The organism is Spirillospora sp. NPDC047279 (genome assembly GCF_040643285.1).
GTDB lineage: Bacteria > Actinomycetota > Actinomycetes > Streptosporangiales > Streptosporangiaceae > Spirillospora.
On the sequence record NZ_JBEYUA010000035.1, the window covers coordinates 1 to 15581 of the forward strand.

Annotated in this window: 14 protein-coding genes and 1 riboswitch; of the genes, 3 read left to right on the forward strand and 11 right to left on the reverse strand. The window is 70.5% G+C overall.

Annotated elements, in window-relative coordinates:
• Nucleotides 1-594 precede the first annotated feature (594 nt).
• The 3 genes from ABZ810_RS46635 to ABZ810_RS46645 all read right to left on the reverse strand — a co-directional run bounded on the left by ABZ810_RS46635 (nt 595) and on the right by ABZ810_RS46645 (nt 3975).
• Entirely contained in the window at nt 595-1017 is a 423-nt protein-coding gene (locus ABZ810_RS46635) for a hypothetical protein (RefSeq protein ID WP_358414952.1), read from the reverse strand.
• Nucleotides 1018-1912: 895 nt separating this feature from the next.
• Nucleotides 1913-2578: a response regulator transcription factor gene (locus tag ABZ810_RS46640; RefSeq protein WP_358414954.1), complete on the reverse strand. Its 666-nt coding sequence runs from the start codon at nt 2576-2578 to the stop codon at nt 1913-1915.
• Nucleotides 2575-3975 carry a histidine kinase gene (locus ABZ810_RS46645; protein WP_358414956.1) on the reverse strand — a complete coding sequence of 467 codons (1401 nt, stop codon included), beginning with the start codon at nt 3973-3975 and terminating at the stop codon, nt 2575-2577. The genes ABZ810_RS46640 and ABZ810_RS46645 overlap by 4 nt, the downstream gene beginning before the upstream one ends.
• Nucleotides 3976-4180: 205 nt before the next feature.
• On the opposite strand from ABZ810_RS46645, the gene ABZ810_RS46650 reads away from it, so the two are divergent.
• Nucleotides 4181-4879: an ABC transporter ATP-binding protein gene (locus ABZ810_RS46650; RefSeq protein ID WP_358414959.1), complete on the forward strand. Its 699-nt coding sequence runs from the start codon at nt 4181-4183 to the stop codon at nt 4877-4879.
• Entirely contained in the window at nt 4876-7332 is a 2457-nt protein-coding gene (locus tag ABZ810_RS46655) for an FtsX-like permease family protein (protein WP_358414962.1), read from the forward strand. The genes ABZ810_RS46650 and ABZ810_RS46655 overlap by 4 nt, the downstream gene beginning before the upstream one ends.
• A 25-nt stretch (nt 7333-7357) precedes the next feature.
• On the opposite strand, the gene ABZ810_RS46660 is transcribed toward ABZ810_RS46655, so the two are convergent.
• The 3 genes from ABZ810_RS46660 to groL all read right to left on the reverse strand — a co-directional run bounded on the left by ABZ810_RS46660 (nt 7358) and on the right by groL (nt 10430).
• Entirely contained in the window at nt 7358-7948 is a 591-nt protein-coding gene (locus tag ABZ810_RS46660; RefSeq protein ID WP_358414965.1) for a phospholipid scramblase-related protein, read from the reverse strand.
• A 122-nt stretch (nt 7949-8070) separates the two neighbouring features.
• Nucleotides 8071-8655 (reverse strand): phospholipid scramblase-related protein, encoded by a 585-nt coding sequence (locus ABZ810_RS46665; protein ID WP_358414967.1) that lies wholly within the window; start codon nt 8653-8655, stop codon nt 8071-8073.
• 149 nt (nt 8656-8804) lie between these two features.
• Complete coding sequence (gene groL / locus ABZ810_RS46670) at nt 8805-10430, reverse strand: chaperonin GroEL (RefSeq protein WP_358414970.1); 1626 nt, start codon at nt 10428-10430, stop codon at nt 8805-8807.
• A gap of 362 nt (nt 10431-10792) precedes the next feature.
• Here groL and ABZ810_RS46675 point away from each other — a divergent pair, with 362 nt between their 5' ends.
• On the forward strand, nt 10793-11098 hold the full coding sequence (locus ABZ810_RS46675; protein WP_358414973.1) for a CPCC family cysteine-rich protein: 306 nt from the start codon (nt 10793-10795) through the stop codon (nt 11096-11098).
• 173 nt (nt 11099-11271) lie between these two features.
• Here the strand turns inward: ABZ810_RS46675 and ABZ810_RS46680 are convergent, their stop codons facing one another.
• The 5 genes from ABZ810_RS46680 to ABZ810_RS46700 form a co-directional block, all read right to left on the reverse strand.
• Nucleotides 11272-11472 carry a cold-shock protein gene (locus ABZ810_RS46680; RefSeq protein WP_358414976.1) on the reverse strand — a complete coding sequence of 67 codons (201 nt, stop codon included), beginning with the start codon at nt 11470-11472 and terminating at the stop codon, nt 11272-11274.
• Nucleotides 11473-11654: 182 nt separating this feature from the next.
• Entirely contained in the window at nt 11655-12278 is a 624-nt protein-coding gene (locus ABZ810_RS46685; protein ID WP_358414979.1) for a hypothetical protein, read from the reverse strand.
• 201 nt (nt 12279-12479) lie between these two features.
• On the reverse strand, nt 12480-12758 hold the full coding sequence (locus ABZ810_RS46690) for a MoaD/ThiS family protein (RefSeq protein ID WP_358414982.1): 279 nt from the start codon (nt 12756-12758) through the stop codon (nt 12480-12482).
• Nucleotides 12759-12797: 39 nt separating this feature from the next.
• Entirely contained in the window at nt 12798-14045 is a 1248-nt protein-coding gene (thrC, locus tag ABZ810_RS46695; protein ID WP_358414985.1) for a threonine synthase, read from the reverse strand.
• A 16-nt stretch (nt 14046-14061) separates the two neighbouring features.
• Nucleotides 14062-14203, reverse strand: a riboswitch (SAM riboswitch).
• Nucleotides 14204-14488: 285 nt separating this feature from the next.
• Entirely contained in the window at nt 14489-15499 is a 1011-nt protein-coding gene (locus tag ABZ810_RS46700; protein ID WP_358414988.1) for a cation diffusion facilitator family transporter, read from the reverse strand.
• Nucleotides 15500-15581: the final 82 nt, after the last annotated feature.

The window sequence follows — 15581 nt, forward strand, 5'->3', positions numbered from 1 at the left end:
AAAGTCACAGCCACGGGGAGACCAGGCACAGCCTGATCTATAAAGGCACTGGCTTTTAACACGCTGTTGAGTTCTCAAGAAACGGACACCCACCGTTAGGTTTCGCTTTCGCGATTCCCGCTCGGAGGCGACTCATTTACTTTATCAGATCCGCTCGGCTTGTCAATTTGCCTGGCTTTTCCGACAACACTCTTTCAGATCCGCTTTCGCGGCCCTTACGGAGTGGTGTTGCCATTTCATCAGATCCAGCCGAGTTATCCAAATCAGCCAATTCCGACGCACCGCGGACTTCGGGCATGGAGATCCAGACCCGGTGATCGTTGGTGGTTTCCCCTCAGGTCGGCCGCCTGTGCAGGCGTCCCGCTTCCCTGTGGGGCGAAGAGAACAGTATGCCCACGCGGACCGAACGTCAAACCGACTGGCCGAACTCGATGTGGCGTGTCGCGCTCCGTCGGCCATTCCACCATCCGCCAGGACAGAAGAACGGCAGGTCAGACCAGTGGATGGCGAGTCCAAGCCGCGTTCTGTCCCTGTTCGGTAACGGCGGTCCATCGTCCGCCTATTCCCGACTCGCCGCGAGCCATGCAGGTTTCTTCAGCTTTGGGCAATGAGTCCGCCGATGAAGAGCACGCCCTCGGCGGCCACCCAGATGCAGGCGGCGATCACCAGCAGGGTGTCGAGGCGGTCGGAGTTACGGCGGATCGACGGGACGGACCAGGCCATCAGTACGATCGCCGCCGCCAGGACCGCCGGCGGAACGGAGAACCGCACGGCAACGTCGAAGGCCGCTCCGCATGACGGGTCGTGCTCCCCCGCCTCCCCGCAGAAGGCCGCGTCGCCCCAGCCTCCCAGGGCCGAGAACCCCCAGAGCGTGGCCAGGACGAAGTTGGCGATCGTGGGGATGGCCGGTGAGATCCACCAACCGTTCGAGCGCCCGCGAATGGCCTGCACGATCGGAACGTACCTCGCCACGGGCGCCACCGAAAGCCCGGCCTCCCCCATCGCCAGGCCACCCATGCGCCCCGCCTCCAACCACACCTGCCCACCCCCACCCGCCATGGCTCCGCCGCATTTGTCTTCACCACACGGGTTCCCAAGGCATCTAGCCCCGCCGCGCGTGCCCCCGCTGAACATGCCTTCGCCATGCGTGCCCCCGCTGGGCGTAACCCCGCTGGGCCTACCCCCGTTGAGCGTGTCGCTGCCGAGCGAGTCCTCGCCGTGCCCGCCCCGCTGAACGTGTCCCCTGCGTACGTGCTCCCGCCGCACGTGTCCTCGCCGCACAGGTTTCCAAGGCACCTGGCCTCCGCCACACAGGCCCTCTGAACGTGTCCCTGCGGCACGTACTCACCCGCGCCATGCGGTCTCGCTGGGCGTATCCCGCCACACGGGCCCCGCTGAACATGTCGCCGCGGAACGTGTCCCGCCGAGCGAGTCCCCGCCGCACCTGCCTTCGCTGAACGTGTTGCTGCGGTACGTGCTCCCGCCGCACGTGTACTCGGCCCACGGGTCTCCGTCGCACGTGCTCCCTGCGGCACGTCCTCGCTGGACATGGCTTCGCCGCACGTGTCCCCGTGACGTGTGCCCACGCGACGTCCTCGCACCACGTATCCCCGCTGAACGTGCCCCATCGCAACGTTCCTGCAGCACGTGCCCCCGCTGAACGCATCCCTGCGGCACGTGCTCCCCGCCGCAGGTGCTCCCCTTGGCGCGGTCGCCGTCGCACCGGTCGCCGTCGCACGTGTCGCCGCTGGACCTGCTCCCTATCCCCGCGGGACGTGCTCGCCCCATGTCCCCGCTGGACGTGTCGACGATGGGGCTGTCGGCGGTGGGTGTGGTCCGGGGTGGTGTGGTCTGGGGGTGGTCGGGGGCGGCGGGTCCCTGGTGGGTGTGTGTCGGTCCGGGGTGGGCGGGGTCAGGGGTTTCCGGGGGTTACCAGGCGGGTCTCGTAGGCGACGACTATGGCCTGGGCTCGGTCGCGGAGGTCGAGTTTGGACAGGATGCGGGTGACGTGGGTCTTCACGGTCGTCTCGCTGAGGTGCAGGCTCGCGGCGAGTTCGGCGTTGCTGAGGCCGCGCGCGAGGAGCTGCATGACCTCCACCTCGCGGGGGGTCAGCACGGAGAGGTCGCGGTGAAGGGCTCCGTCCTCGCGCGGCGAGAAACGTTCGACGAGGCGGCGTGTGATGGCGGGGGCCAGGAGCGCGTCGCCGGTGCGGACCAGGCGGACCGCCGCCACCAGGTGTTCGGGCGAGACGTCCTTGAGGAGGAAACCGCTGGCTCCGGCGGCCAGCGCCGCGTACACGTACCGGTCCAGGTCGTAGGTGGTCAGGATGATGATCCGGGGCGGCGCCTCGGCGGGGGCGGTCAGGATGCGGCGGGTGGCCTCGAGCCCGTCGACCTCGGGCATGCGGATGTCCATGAGGACGACGTCGGGGCGGTCTCGCCGGACGGCCGCGACGGCCTGCGCGCCGTCGGCGGCCTCGGCGACGACGTCGATGCCGTCCGCGGCGAGGATCATCGCGAAGCCGGTGCGGACCAGGGCCTGGTCGTCGGCGATCACCACGCGGGGCCGGTCGGTCACCGGACGTCCTCCAGCGGAACGACGGCGTGCACGCGGTATCCGCCGTTCGGTGACGGGCCCGCGTCGAGGGTGCCGCCGTAGACGGCGAGCCGTTCGCGCATGCCGATGAGGCCCCGTCCGGTGCCGGTGCGGGCGGCGGGGGCCGGACGGCCGCCGGTGTCGGTCACGTCCAGGCACAACGCGCGCGGGCCGTGGTCGATCGTGATCGTCACGCTCGCGCCCGCGGCGTGCTTGGCGGTGTTGGTCAGCGCCTCCTGGACGACCCGGTAGACGGCGAGGTCGATGCCGGGCGGCAGTGGCACGGGCGTGCCGGTCATGTTCAGCTCGACGGGGATTCCGGTGCCGCGGACGCGGGCGACGAGCGTCTCGATCTGCCCCAGTCCGGGCGGCGGCGCCAGGTCGTCGCTGTCGAGCTGGTCGGGGTCGTCCCCGTTCATCGTGAGCAGCCCCATGACGTGGCGCAGCTCGGTCAGCGCGGCGCGGCCTCCGGACTCGACGGCGAGGAGCGCCTGCTCGGCCCGTTCCGGCGACGCCGACATGACCTTCCTGGCCGCTCCGGTCTGGACCACCATCATGCTCACATTGTGGGTGACGACGTCGTGGAGCTCCCCCGCGATGCGGGAACGTTCGCGCTCGACGGCCATCCGTGTCGCCGCCTCCTGCCTCGCCTCCAGCGAGCGCATGCGCTGGCGCCAGCTGTGCAGGGCGTTCGCGGCGAGGAACAGCAGGAGCAGGGACAGTGACGTGCTGAAACCCGTGTCGAACGTGCTCAGGCCGGCCTTGTGGTCGGCGACGAACAGGACCGCGCCGACCACGACGCTGCCCGTGGCGAGCGGCTGGTACGGGCTGTAGACGACGGCGCTGTAGCCCGCGATGACGCAGGCGGTGAAGACGAACGCGGTGTCGAAGCCGGCGGCGGCGTCGTAGAGCATCGACGCGGTGACGATCGTCCAGAACGCCCCCAGCGGATACCGGCGCCGGACGATGAGCGGCAGCGCGATCACCAGGGTCAGGAGGATCTGCCACAGGCCGGCGGAGCCGCCGTGCTGGGCGACGGTCTCCAGCGGCATGCCGGGCCCGAAGGCGGGTGGCTTCGGTGGCGCGACGGGCGCTTCGGGGATCGGCGGCGCGCCCTCCTCCATCCTGTACGAGGGAGGCGCGAGGTCCGGGCCGTCGTTCTCGCTCAGGGCGGCCTGGACCGCGCTCACGGCGATCGCCAGGCCCAGCCCCGCGTCCGCCGTCCACGACCAGCGCGACATGCGCTGCGGGGGCTCGGCGGTCCGGCCGAACACGCGTCCGGTCAGCTCACGTAGGAAGGCGGCCGGTCCGCGCGGGAGGCCGGCCGGTCCGCCAACGGCCGGGGGTGTCGGCCGGTGTGCGGCTCTGGTGCTGCTCACCGGGACAGTGTCGCAAAACGGGCACTACCCCGGCATCCGTCTCGATGACCAGGAGACGTCCTCCGCCCTCGTACATCTCAGGGATGACCCGCGCCGGCGTCGTCCCCGCGGGGTGGGCGATGTCGTCATCGTGTGCGACGCGGTGCCCGGGCCGCCGCTCCTAGCGTCGGGGGCCAACCGACCGCCCCCTTCGTGGAGGACACCCATGGCCGCGCCGATCATCGAGCTGCGCGATGTGAGCAAGAAGTACGACGCGGGCAGACCCGCGCTCGACCATCTCGACCTGGAGGTGGAGCAGGGCGAGGCGCTGGCCGTGCTCGGCCCGTCGGGCAGCGGCAAGTCGACGCTGCTCAACCTGGTCGCCGGGCTGGACAGGCCCAGCGACGGCAGCGTCACCGTGGCGGGCCTGCGGCTCGACGGGATGTCCGAGGCGGCCTCGGCCCGGTACCGCCGGGACCGGATCGGCATGGTCTTCCAGTTCTTCAACCTGCTGGACGATCTGACCGTCGACGACAACGTGCTGCTGCCGGCGCGGCTGGCCGGGATGCCGCGGGACGAGGCGCGTGACCGGGCCGCCCGGCTCCTGGAACGGCTCGGCCTCCAGCCGCACCACGCCCGGGCCTACCCCGGGCAGCTGTCCGGCGGGCAGCGGCAGCGGGTCGCGGTCGCACGGGCGCTGGTCAACCGCCCGGCGCTGCTGCTGGCGGACGAGCCGACGGGAGCGCTGGACACCGCGTCCGCGGCGGAGGTGATCGCGCTGCTGGCCGAGCTGAACGGCGACGGGCAGACGCTCGTGCTGGTCACGCATGACGTCGCGCTCGCGAACGCGTGCGCCACCCGGACCATCGAGCTGGTCGACGGCGGGATCCACCGTGACGTCCGCGGCGCGGCGGTGGTCCGGTGAGCGCGCTGGGCGGGGTGGTGCGCGCCGGCGTGGGCCGGCGGCGCGTCCAGACCCTGGTGATGACCTTGACGGTGACGATGGCGGTGACGGCGTCGGTGCTGGCCGCCGGGCTCGTCGTGGCGTCCCGGGCACCGTTCGCGAACGCGTTCGCGCGGCAGAACGGCGCTCATCTCACGGTGCTGGTCGACGGGGCCGCGGCCACCGCCCCGCAGGTGGCCGCCACCGCGCGGGCACCGGGGGTGGCGACCGCGGCCGGGCCCGACCCGATGGTCTCGCTGCGTCCCGCGGTCACGCCGGGCGCGCAGAGCGGCGGCCCGTTCGAGGGGCGGGGCGTACCGCCGGGGATGCAGCTGCCGCCGATGACCATCGCCGGACGGGACCGTACGGGAGGGGGCATCGACCGGCTCGACCTCGCCGAGGGCAGGTGGGCGAACGCGCGGGGCCAGATCGTGGTGAGCGCCGACGGCCCGCCGGTCGGGATCGGCGACCGGCTCACCTTCACCGCCCTGCCGGGCCGTCCCGCGCTGACCGTGGTCGGCCGCGCCAGGTCGGTGAGCCGCACGGCGGACGCGTGGGTCTCACCCCAGGAGTCCGCGGTCCTCGGCGTTCCCGGCGTGCCCCGCTCGTACCAGATGCGGTACCGGCTCCACGCCGCCGCCACGGACGCCGACCTGGCGCGGGCCCGCGCCGCGATCACCGCCGCCCTGCCGCGCGGCGCGCTGGACGGGGCGACCTCGTACCTGAGGATCAAGCTGGTCGCCGAGCGCACCTCCGCGACGTTCGTGCCGTTCGTGGTGGCCTTCGGCGTGCTCGGCCTGGCCATGTCGATCCTGATCATCGTGGTGGTCGTGAGCGGCGCGGTCAGCGCGGCGACACGGCGCATCGGGATCCTGAAGTCGCTCGGCTTCACGCCCGCGCAGGTCGTGCGGGCCTACGTCGTGCAGGCGCTGCTCCCGGCCACGGCCGGTACCGCCCTCGGCGTCGTGCTCGCCAACCTGCTGGCGATTCCCGTGATGCGCCAGGCGGAGGACGCGTACGGCGCCGGTTCCCTGACGATCGCCGTGTGGGTCGACGTCGCGGTCTCCCTCGCCGCGCTCGCCGTCGTCGGCGTGACCGCGCTGGTCCCGGCCCTCCGCGCCGGACGGCTGCGCACGATCGACGCGATCGCCGTCGGCCGGACCAGCCGCACGGCGGGGCGCGGGCGCGGCCTGCGCCGCGTGCTCGGCGGGCTGCCGCTGCCGCGCCCGGTGAGCCTCGGCCTGGCCGACCCGTTCAGCAGGCCCGCCCGTTCGGCGACGATGGTCGCGTCGGTGGTGCTCGGCACGGCCGGGGTCACGTTCTGCGCCGGGCTGCTCATCTCGCTGCACACCATCGAGGACAGCCGTGACCGCCGCTCGCCGGGCGAGGTCATCGTCCATGCCGCCGGCCCTCCGCAGGAGAGCCACGAGGCCCCGCCGCCGAACGCTCCCGAAGCTCCCGGGCGGCCCCCCGGAGCCGCGGGGAAGGGGCCTGGGCCCGCCGAGGGCACGGACCCGGCGGTGATCGCCGCGAAGATCGCCGCGCAGCCGGGCACCCGCGCGTACTTCAGCACGGCCCGGACGCAGGTCGGCGTGGCCGGACGCGCGGGCACGACGAACGTGCAGGCCTACGCGGGCGACGCGTCCTGGGGCTCGTTCGCGATGATCTCGGGCCGCTGGTTCCGGGCGCCCGGCGAGGCGGTCGTCCCCACCGGGTTCCTCAAGGCCACCGGGACGCGCGTCGGCGACACCGTCACCCTGACGGACGAGGGGCGCAGCGCGCCGGTGCGCATCGTCGGCGAGGCGCTGGACCTGAGCGACGAGGGGATGACGGTCCTGACCCCCGCCGCGTCCCTGGCCGCGCTGCGCGTCGAGATCCCGGCCGACTCCGTCCAGTTCAACGTGGACCTCGCGCCCGGCACCGAGGTGCGGGCCTACCTCGCGTCGCTCAACACGACGCTGCGGCCGCTCGGCTCGCAGGGCATGCCCAACACGACCGAGACGAGCGTGACGATCATCGCCATGGACACCCTCGCCGGGATGCTCACGCTGGTGCTCGTCGCGGTCGCCGGGCTGGGCGTCCTCAACACGGTCGTGCTCGACACCCGGGAACGCACGCACGATCTCGGCGTCGTCCGGGCCCTCGGGATGACGCCAGGGCAGACGACCACCATGGTCCTCACCTCGGTCGCCGGGATCGGGCTGGTCGCGGGAGCGGCCGGCGTACCGCTCGGCCTCGCCCTGCACGCCCGGGTGCTGCCCGTGATGGGCGAGAGCGCCGGCACCGGCCTGCCCGCCGAGGTGATGGACGCCTACAGCCCGCTGCTGCTGGCCGTCCTCCTGCTGGGCGGCCTGGCGATCGCGACGGCGGGCGCCCTGCTGCCTGCCACCTGGGCCGCCCGGATCCGTACGGCGTCCGCCCTCCGGACCGAGTGACGGGCCGTGGCCGGCCGGGCGCGGGTCAGGTGAAGTCCTTGGACTCGTGCAGGAACATGTCCATGACGATGGCGGTCAGCACGGCCATCGTGCGGAGAGGCTCGGGAACGGGGTCCTTGATGTCGACGGTGTAGCGGTCGGCGGTGGTGAGGAGGTGGGTCGCGATGCCGGCCCACTTCTTCTGTATCTGGGCGACCTTGACGCCGTCGGCGTTCTTGACGGTGAAGTTGCGGCGGGGCACGTCGCCCTCGATCTCGCCGAACCGTTTGTTGTCGTCGTCGCGCAGCGTGTAGAGGCGGCCCACACGTTCGGTGCGGAAGGCGCCGACGAGCTCCCCGTCCGGCCGGCGGATCGCGGTCAGCATGCGGCCCTGGGCCTTGTCCACGTAGTACAGCGGGTCGCCCTCGGTCGTGCACACCTCGAGCAGGTGCGCGTCCATCTCGGACTTGCCGGGGAACATCGTCTTGAGGGACTCGCGCGGGGTGCGGTCGGTGGTCTCGGTCGCGACGGCGAGGAGCGTGCCCTTGCCGTCGAGCACCTTGTACTGCGTCTTGCCGAGGGGAGCCTTGCGGGGCTGTTCGACCCTGAGCACGGGGGATTCGAAGAGATCGCTCACACCCGGCGATCCTGCCAAGGTCCGTCCTGACGCGAAAGTCCCTTACGCGTAAGGGTCGGGCGAAGGAGCGGAAGTCCGGTATGCCCCCACCCTCCCGCCACAGGCGATCCGGCGCCGCCTGCCTAGCCGGGGATCCAGTCCTTGTCCTCGTACAGCATGAGGTCCAGCGCGATCGGCGCGGCCACGACCAGGACGCGCAGCGGGTCGGGCAACGGGTGGTGGAACTCCACCCGGTAGCGGTCCGCCGAGGTCAGGATCTCGGTCATCGCGCCCTTCCACTTCTTGTCGACCTGCGCGACGTGGTGGCCGGCGGCGTCGAGCACCTTGAACTTGCGGGCGACCCTGTTGCCGTCGAGGCGGCCGACGAACCGCTCGGCGGCGTCCAGCAGCTTGTACCGCCAGTCGTAGTCGTCGATCTGGATCGATCCGTAGAGGGCCCCGCCGGGTGCGCTGATCAGCGTATCCCGCGAGCTCCGCGTCTCGATGGCGAGCACCGGCACGCCGTGCGCGTTCTCGACCAGGACCGAACGCCTGCCGCCGCCGCCGAACACCGTGCGGACCGCCTGGCGGGCGACCCCGACGTCGTGCTCGGACGCCTGGGCGAGCAGGGTCCCCTGGCCGTCCTTCACGGTGTACTTCGACTTCGCGGACGGCACGCCCCTCGGCTGGTCGATCTTCAGTACCGGGGAGTTGAAAAGATCGCTCACCCCACCGATCCTGCCAAGCTTCGGTCACGCCCGGAAGAGGATCACCGGCGGATCACATGGCGGAACCCAGCCAACCCAGGGAACGCGAAAGGGGCGGCCCCGATGGGACCGCCCCTTCGCATGCGTACGAACGTCGTACGGCCTCGGACTTAGAAGTCCATGCCGCCGGCGCCGTCGGGCATGGCCGGAGCAGAGGACTTCTCCGGCTTCTCCGCGATGACGGCCTCGGTGGTGAGGAACAGCGCCGCGATCGACGACGCGTTCTGCAGCGCCGAGCGGGTCACCTTGGCCGGGTCGAGAATGCCCGTGTCGAACATGTTCACGTACTCGCCGGTCGCGGCGTTGAGGCCCTCACCCGGGGTCAGGTTGCGGACCTTCTCCACCACGACGCCGCCCTCGAGACCGGCGTTGACCGCGATCTGCTTGAGCGGCTCCTCCAGAGCGCGCTTGACGATGGCCGCACCGGTGGCCTCGTCGCCCTGGAGCTCCAGCTTGTCGAACGCCGGGGCGCCCGCCTGGATCAGCGCCACGCCACCGCCGGGGACGATGCCCTCCTCGACGGCCGCCTTCGCGTTGCGAACGGCGTCCTCGATGCGGTGCTTGCGCTCCTTGAGCTCGACCTCGGTCGCCGCGCCGGCCTTGATGACGGCGACGCCGCCGGCCAGCTTGGCGAGACGCTCCTGGAGCTTCTCGCGGTCGTAGTCGGAGTCGGTGTTGTCGATCTCGGTACGGATCTGGTTGACCCGGCCCGCGATCTCGTTGGCGTCACCGGCACCGTCGACGATCGTGGTCTCGTCCTTGGACACCACGATCTTGCGGGCGCGGCCCAGCATGTCGAGGGAGGTGTTCTCCAGCTTGAGGCCGACGTCCTCGCTGATGACCTGGCCGCCGGTCAGCGTGGCGATGTCGCCCAGCATGGCCTTGCGGCGGTCACCGAAGCCCGGGGCCTTGACGGCCACGGACTTGAAGATGCCGCGGATCTTGTTGACGACGAGCGTGGCCAGGGCCTCGCCCTCGACGTCCTCAGCGATGATCAGCAGCGGCTTGCCGGACTGCATGACGCCCTCGAGGACGGGCAGCAGGTCCTTGTTGGCCGACGCCTTGCCCTGAACGATCAGGATGTACGGGTCCTCGAGGACCGCTTCCATCCGCTCGGGGTCGGTGACGAAGTACGGCGAGATGTAGCCCTTGTCGAAGCGCATGCCCTCGGTGAGCTCGAGTTCGAGCCCGAAGGTGTTGCTCTCCTCGACGGTGATGACGCCTTCCTTGCCGACCTTGTCCATCGCCTCGGCGATCATCTCGCCGATCTGCGCGTCGCCGGCGGAGATGGAGGCCGTGGAAGCGATCTGCTCCTTGGTCTCCACATCCTTGGCAAGCTTGGACAGCTCCTCGCTCACGCGCTCCACGGCCGCCTCGATGCCCCGCTTGAGGGACATCGGGTTGGCGCCCGCGGCGACGTTGCGCAGGCCCTCGCGGACCAGCGCCTGCGCCAGGACGGTGGCCGTCGTCGTGCCGTCACCGGCGACGTCGTCGGTCTTCTTGGCGACTTCCTTGACCAGCTCGGCCCCGATCTTCTCCCACGGGTCCTCGAGCTCGATCTCCTTGGCGATCGACACACCGTCGTTGGTGATCGTGGGAGCGCCCCACTTCTTCTCCAGCACGACGTTGCGACCCTTGGGACCAAGGGTGACCTTTACTGCATCAGCGAGCTGGTTCATGCCGCGCTCGAGGCCGCGGCGGGCCTCTTCGTCGAACGCGATCATCTTTGCAGCCATAGGCTCCAGTCCTCCCGGAACAAGGTGGCTATGACGGATCGAGCCGACGCCCGCGACGGACGGCCCCATCCCGGACGGCTTCCATTCCGCCGCCGGGAACAGGGCCTCATCGCCCCGACCCAGACTGTGGGATTGTCACTCTCCACAGGTGAGTGCCAACCGTTTGTTTAGCACTCTACCCTGTCGAGTGCAAGCGACGAACATTCCCGCCCAGGTCAGCCTCGACTGCCCTGCGCCGCCGGCGGAAAGCTTCTGGCGGGGCCTCTGATCTGGGAAGCCCGGCCTGGCCGTCGGGCCTGGGGTGGAGGCTCGATCAGGCAGGTGGGTTGTGGGCGGCGGGCTCGGGGGCGAGGATTTCTCGGATGTTCATCAACGTGCGGCGGGCGCCGAGAGGCGAGCCGTACGCGTGCCCGTGCTGTGCTCACCTGACGCTTGAAGAGCGGGGTTACAACGAGATCTGCCCCGTGTGCTTCTGGGAGGACGACGGGCAGGACGACCATGACGCCGATGAGGTGCGCGGCGGGCCCAACCGCAGGCTCAGCCTCACCGAGGCCCGGCGGAACTACGCCGACTACGGAGCGAGTGACCGGCCGAGGCTCCAGAACGTTCGCGCTCCCCATCCGCACGAGCGCCCGGGCCGGATGGACGGTGGTATCCCGGGAGGGTGACGGTCAGCCGGAGCCGCAGACGCTGTTGGTGGTCGAGATGTCGCCGCCCGGGTAGGCGCCGTACTCCACGCCGTCCGTGACCGCGGGAGCGGGCTGCCCGGGCGGCGCGAATGATCGACGTTCATGTCACTGTGACGCCGGGCCCGCGGCACCGGTTGCCGGAGGGCTTCCGCTCAGACGGCGCGGACGACGTCCGCCTGCGGCCCGCGGTCGCTCTGCGTGATCTCGAACTCGACCCGCTGGCCCTGTTCGAGACTGCGGAATCCGTCCATCTGGATGGCCGAGTAGTGCACGAACACGTCGCGGCCGCCGTCGACCGCGATGAAGCCGTACCCCTTGTCGGCGTTGAACCACTTGACTGTGCCCTGAGCCATTCGGAAAACCTGCCGCTCGTCCGTGACCCCCGGCCACGGTATGACGCCCGCGGACCCCGCCCCTTCTACGCGAGGCCCGGCGACCAGAGGCCGTGTCTCCGCGGCCCGGAGAGGGCCGCGACGGGGTCAACCCGGCATGATCGGGGTTGACCATATAGGCGGGCAGATGTCCGTGACAGCCCTTACGACCGAAGTCTCGACGGCCGGTAATGGTCATCATCAGAAGCCCGGACGAGGGGCAGGACCTCCTCTTCGAGGCGCCGTGAGACGCGCATTCCGTACCGGGTCTCCAGCCTGTCGCGGGCACGCTTGTAACGGTCGGCGGCCTCTTCCAGCGACCCCGGCATGGCGGTGATGCCGAGGGGTTCGAGCAGGTGACGGCTCATCTTGAGCAGTTCGCCGCGGACCCGGTCGGCCATTCCGTGACGGCGCTTGCTCACCAGCCAGAGCGACCAGTCCCAGAAATGCGCGTCCACCGCGGCGAGCGTGTCGGGGCCGATCCGCCAGGGCGGGTTCCAGCTGCGCGGCACGTCCGGGAAGATCAGGTCGATCTTGGCCGGGCCGGCGAAGATGAGCAGGTAGCTCTCGTGGTCGCCGAGCCGGTCCCACTGCGCGGCGAGCGGCTCGTACGGGGACATCAGCCGCGGCAGGTCGGCGGCCACCTGGCCGAAGTCCTCCGCGGCCACGTGGAAGTCCCAGTCCGACACCTCGGTCGCGGTGCCCCGCGCCCGGGAGCCGATCAGCTCCACCTCGCTCACGTCGGGGTGGGCCAGCACGGTACCCGCGACGTCCTCCGCTATCCCCATGCTCGCCCTTTACCCGATCTATCAGGACAAAAGCACACGATCGGGAGGTGATGGCGACGGGACGGGACACGATCCGGCCCGCCGTCCTTCGCGGATGGCGAGCCGGGAACGAGCAGGGAACAGGCAGGCGACGAGCGCGGAACGGGCCGGTGACCGCCGGACGGCGCGCCGGGGGCCGCCCGCGCGCGCCGGCCGTCCGGGTCAGCCGCCGGCGACCGCCGGGATGATGGAGATCTGGGAGCCCTCGGGGGTCGGGGTGTCCAGGCCCTCGGCGAAGCGCACGTCCTCGTCGCCCACGTACACGTTGACGAAGCGGCGGATCTTGCCGTTGTCGTCGAGGATGCGGGCGGCGATGCCGGCGTGGCCGGCGTCCAGGTCGGCGACCACCGCGCGCAGGGTGTCGCCCTCGGCCTTCACCTCGGACTCGCCGCCGGTGTAGGTGCGCAGGATCGTCGGGATGCGCACAGAGACCGTGCTCATGTCACTTACTCCTCTGGAACGGGTCGGACGAGGACGTCGTCAGGCGATGCCGGCGGCGCGGAAGGCGTCGAGGGACGGGGCGATGTTGGCGGTCGGGGCGACCACCGGCGCGATCGCGTCCAGGGTCTTGAGGCCGTCGCCGGAGTTGATGATCACGGTCTCGGCGGACGGGTCGAGCACGCCGGACTCGGTGAGCTTCTTCAGCACGCCGACGGTCACGCCGCCCGCGGTCTCGCCGAAGATGCCCTCGGTGCCGGCCAGCAGCCGGATGCCCTCGATGACCTGCTCGTCGGTGACGTCCTCGATCGAGCCGTTGGTGCGGCGGACGACGTCGAGCACGTACGGCCCGTCGGCGGGGTTGCCGATGGCCAGCGACTTGGCGATGGTGTCCGGCTTGACCGGGCGGACCACGTCGTGCCCGGCCTTGAACGCGGCGGACACCGGGTCGCAGCCCGCGGCCTGCGCGCCGAACACGCGGTAGGGCTTGTCCTCGACGAGCCCGAGCTTGATGAGCTCCTGGAACGCCTTGTCGATCTTGGTGAGCTGGGAGCCGGACGCGATCGGGATCACGATCTGGTCGGGCAGCCGCCAGCCGAGCTGCTCGGCGATCTCGTAGCCCAGGGTCTTGGAGCCCTCGGCGTAGTAGGGCCGCACGTTGACGTTGACGAACGCCCAGTCGTCCTGCTCGCCGGCGATCTCCGAGGCGAGCCGGTTGACGTCGTCGTAGTTGCCGTCGACCGTCACGAACGTGCCGCCGTACACCGCGGTCGTGATGATCTTCTGGGACTCCAGGTTGGACGGCACGAAGACGGCGCTGCGGATGCCGGCGCGGGCGGCGGCCGCGGCCACCGCGTTCGCCAGGTTGCCGGTGGACGGGCAGGCCAGCACCTTGAAGCCGAGCTCGCGGGCGGCGGCCAAGGCCACCGCGACGACGCGGTCCTTGAAGGAGTGGGTCGGGTTGCCGCTGTCGTCCTTCACCCACAGCCGCTGGAGGCCGAGCGACTCGGCCAGCTGGTCGGCGCGCACGAGGCGGGTCAGGCCCGGCTCGATGTTGGGCGTGTCGGCGACGTTCCCGGGAACGGGCAGCAGACCGCGGTAACGCCAGATGTTGCGGGGGCCCGCCTCGATCGAGGCACGAGTGACGTCGCCGAACTCGTACTTGATCTCGAGCGGGCCGAAACACTCTTCGCAGGCGTAGTAGGGACCCAGATCGCGGGTGTCGCCGCATTCGCGGCAGACGAGTCCGGTAGCGGGTCCGAGGTCGGTGGTGGCAGGCGTGAGTGCCATGAGAGCGAGGCCTTTCTCCCCATCTTCCCTGTGCCGCCTTGGTCACAGGCCGGAGTTGGCACCATCTCCTGGCCGGCCTCGCAGGATCGCGAGCGCGCACTGACCAGGTGGTTGCCGGGGCTTCGCAGGGCCGGTCCCTCCACCCCTCTGGATGAGCGTTATTCAGTTGTGTCGGGGGTTGAGCTGGAAGACCGGCCCGATGGCCGCTGTGCTCCCTGCACCCCTCTGGATGAGCGTTATTCAGTTGTGTCGGGGGTTGAGCTGGAAGACCGGCCCGATGGCCGCTGTGCTCCCTGCACCCCTCTAGATGAGCGTTATTCAGTTATGTATGTGCAAGTGAGCCCGGTTGTAGTTTCGGGCTACATGCGTGACTTTACATGATCTGACCGGATGCCAGACAGCCGGATCTCACCGGATGAGACATTACCCACCCGCCCCCGAGATCACCCTGACCTGCCGGCCACACCCGACCATCCTTCCTGGTCGGCCTGGTGGCGGCGCCGTCGGCCTCGGCCCCGCGGGGGCGGCCCGGTCTGGCGTTCCTGGGTCGGGTCCAGGAAGACATGGCGGACGATCTCCAGGCGTTCGCGCAGCAGGCGATCGATCTCTTCGGCGGTGTCCTCGGCCTGGTCCGCGCTGATGTCGTCGGAGAAGTGCACCTTGGCCGCGACCAGCAGGTCGTCCGGGCCGAAGTGCATGGTGAGCAGCTCGTCGATCCCGGTCACCCCGGGCGCCGACGTGATCACCTCGCTGATCACGCGCTGGTCGGCGGGGTCGGCGGCCTGGCCGATGAGCAGCGAACGGCTGTCGCGGCCGAGCGCGAACGCGACCACGACCAGCAGCAGGCCGATCAGGATCGACGCCAGGCCGTCCCAGAACGACGATCCGGTGACCTCCCGCAGCGTCAGGCCGGTGGCGGCGATGATCAGACCGATCACGGCGGCGCTGTCCTCGAAGAGCGCCGCCTTGAACGTCACGTCCGGCGTCTTGCGGACGTGCTCCATCAGGTCCCGGCCGTTCTCGCGCACCTCCGCGCGGGCCTGCGAGTACGCCCGGATCCAGGAGGCTCCCTCGAGCACGAACGCCAGCCCGAGCACGGCGAACGCGAGCCAGACCTGCTCGCCGCCCTTCTCGTGGCCACTGATCGTCAGGATGCCCTCGAAGATCGAGTATCCGGCGCCGGCGACGAAGATGCCGAACGCGGCGAGCAGCGACCAGAAGTAGCGCTCGTTGCCGTAGCCGAACGGGTGCCGCCGGTCCGGCGGGCGTTTGCTGCGCTGCAACGACGCGAGCAGGAACCCCTGGTTGAGGGTGTCTCCCACCGAGTGGGCCCCCTCCGCCAGCATCGCGGACGATCCCGCGAACGCACCGGCGATCAGCTTGGTGATCGCCAGGATCAGGTTCGCCGCACCCGCGACGAGCACCGTTTTCTTGGTCTCCTCCGGCCGCCCCATCCGCTCCGTCTACCCGTGCGGAGGTGACGAACACCTCCGACCGTTTCACCTGGGTCACTTTGATCTCGCCGTACACCAACTG

What these genes read in the sequence shown, in the direction of transcription:
- ABZ810_RS46685 (WP_358414979.1), bottom strand. Translation starts at nt 12,278, where the DNA reads ATGGGGATAGCGGAGGACGTCGCGGGTACCGTGCTGGCCCACCCCGAC.
- thrC (WP_358414985.1), bottom strand. Translation starts at nt 14,045, where the DNA reads ATGGCACTCACGCCTGCCACCACCGACCTCGGACCCGCTACCGGACTC.
- ABZ810_RS46650 (WP_358414959.1), top strand. Translation starts at nt 4,181, where the DNA reads ATGGCCGCGCCGATCATCGAGCTGCGCGATGTGAGCAAGAAGTACGAC.
- groL (WP_358414970.1), bottom strand. Translation starts at nt 10,430, where the DNA reads ATGGCTGCAAAGATGATCGCGTTCGACGAAGAGGCCCGCCGCGGCCTC.
- ABZ810_RS46635 (WP_358414952.1), bottom strand. Translation starts at nt 1,017, where the DNA reads ATGGGTGGCCTGGCGATGGGGGAGGCCGGGCTTTCGGTGGCGCCCGTG.
- ABZ810_RS46680 (WP_358414976.1), bottom strand. Translation starts at nt 11,472, where the DNA reads ATGGCTCAGGGCACAGTCAAGTGGTTCAACGCCGACAAGGGGTACGGC.
- ABZ810_RS46690 (WP_358414982.1), bottom strand. Translation starts at nt 12,758, where the DNA reads ATGAGCACGGTCTCTGTGCGCATCCCGACGATCCTGCGCACCTACACC.
- ABZ810_RS46700 (WP_358414988.1), bottom strand. Translation starts at nt 15,499, where the DNA reads ATGGGGCGGCCGGAGGAGACCAAGAAAACGGTGCTCGTCGCGGGTGCG.
- ABZ810_RS46675 (WP_358414973.1), top strand. Translation starts at nt 10,793, where the DNA reads ATGTTCATCAACGTGCGGCGGGCGCCGAGAGGCGAGCCGTACGCGTGC.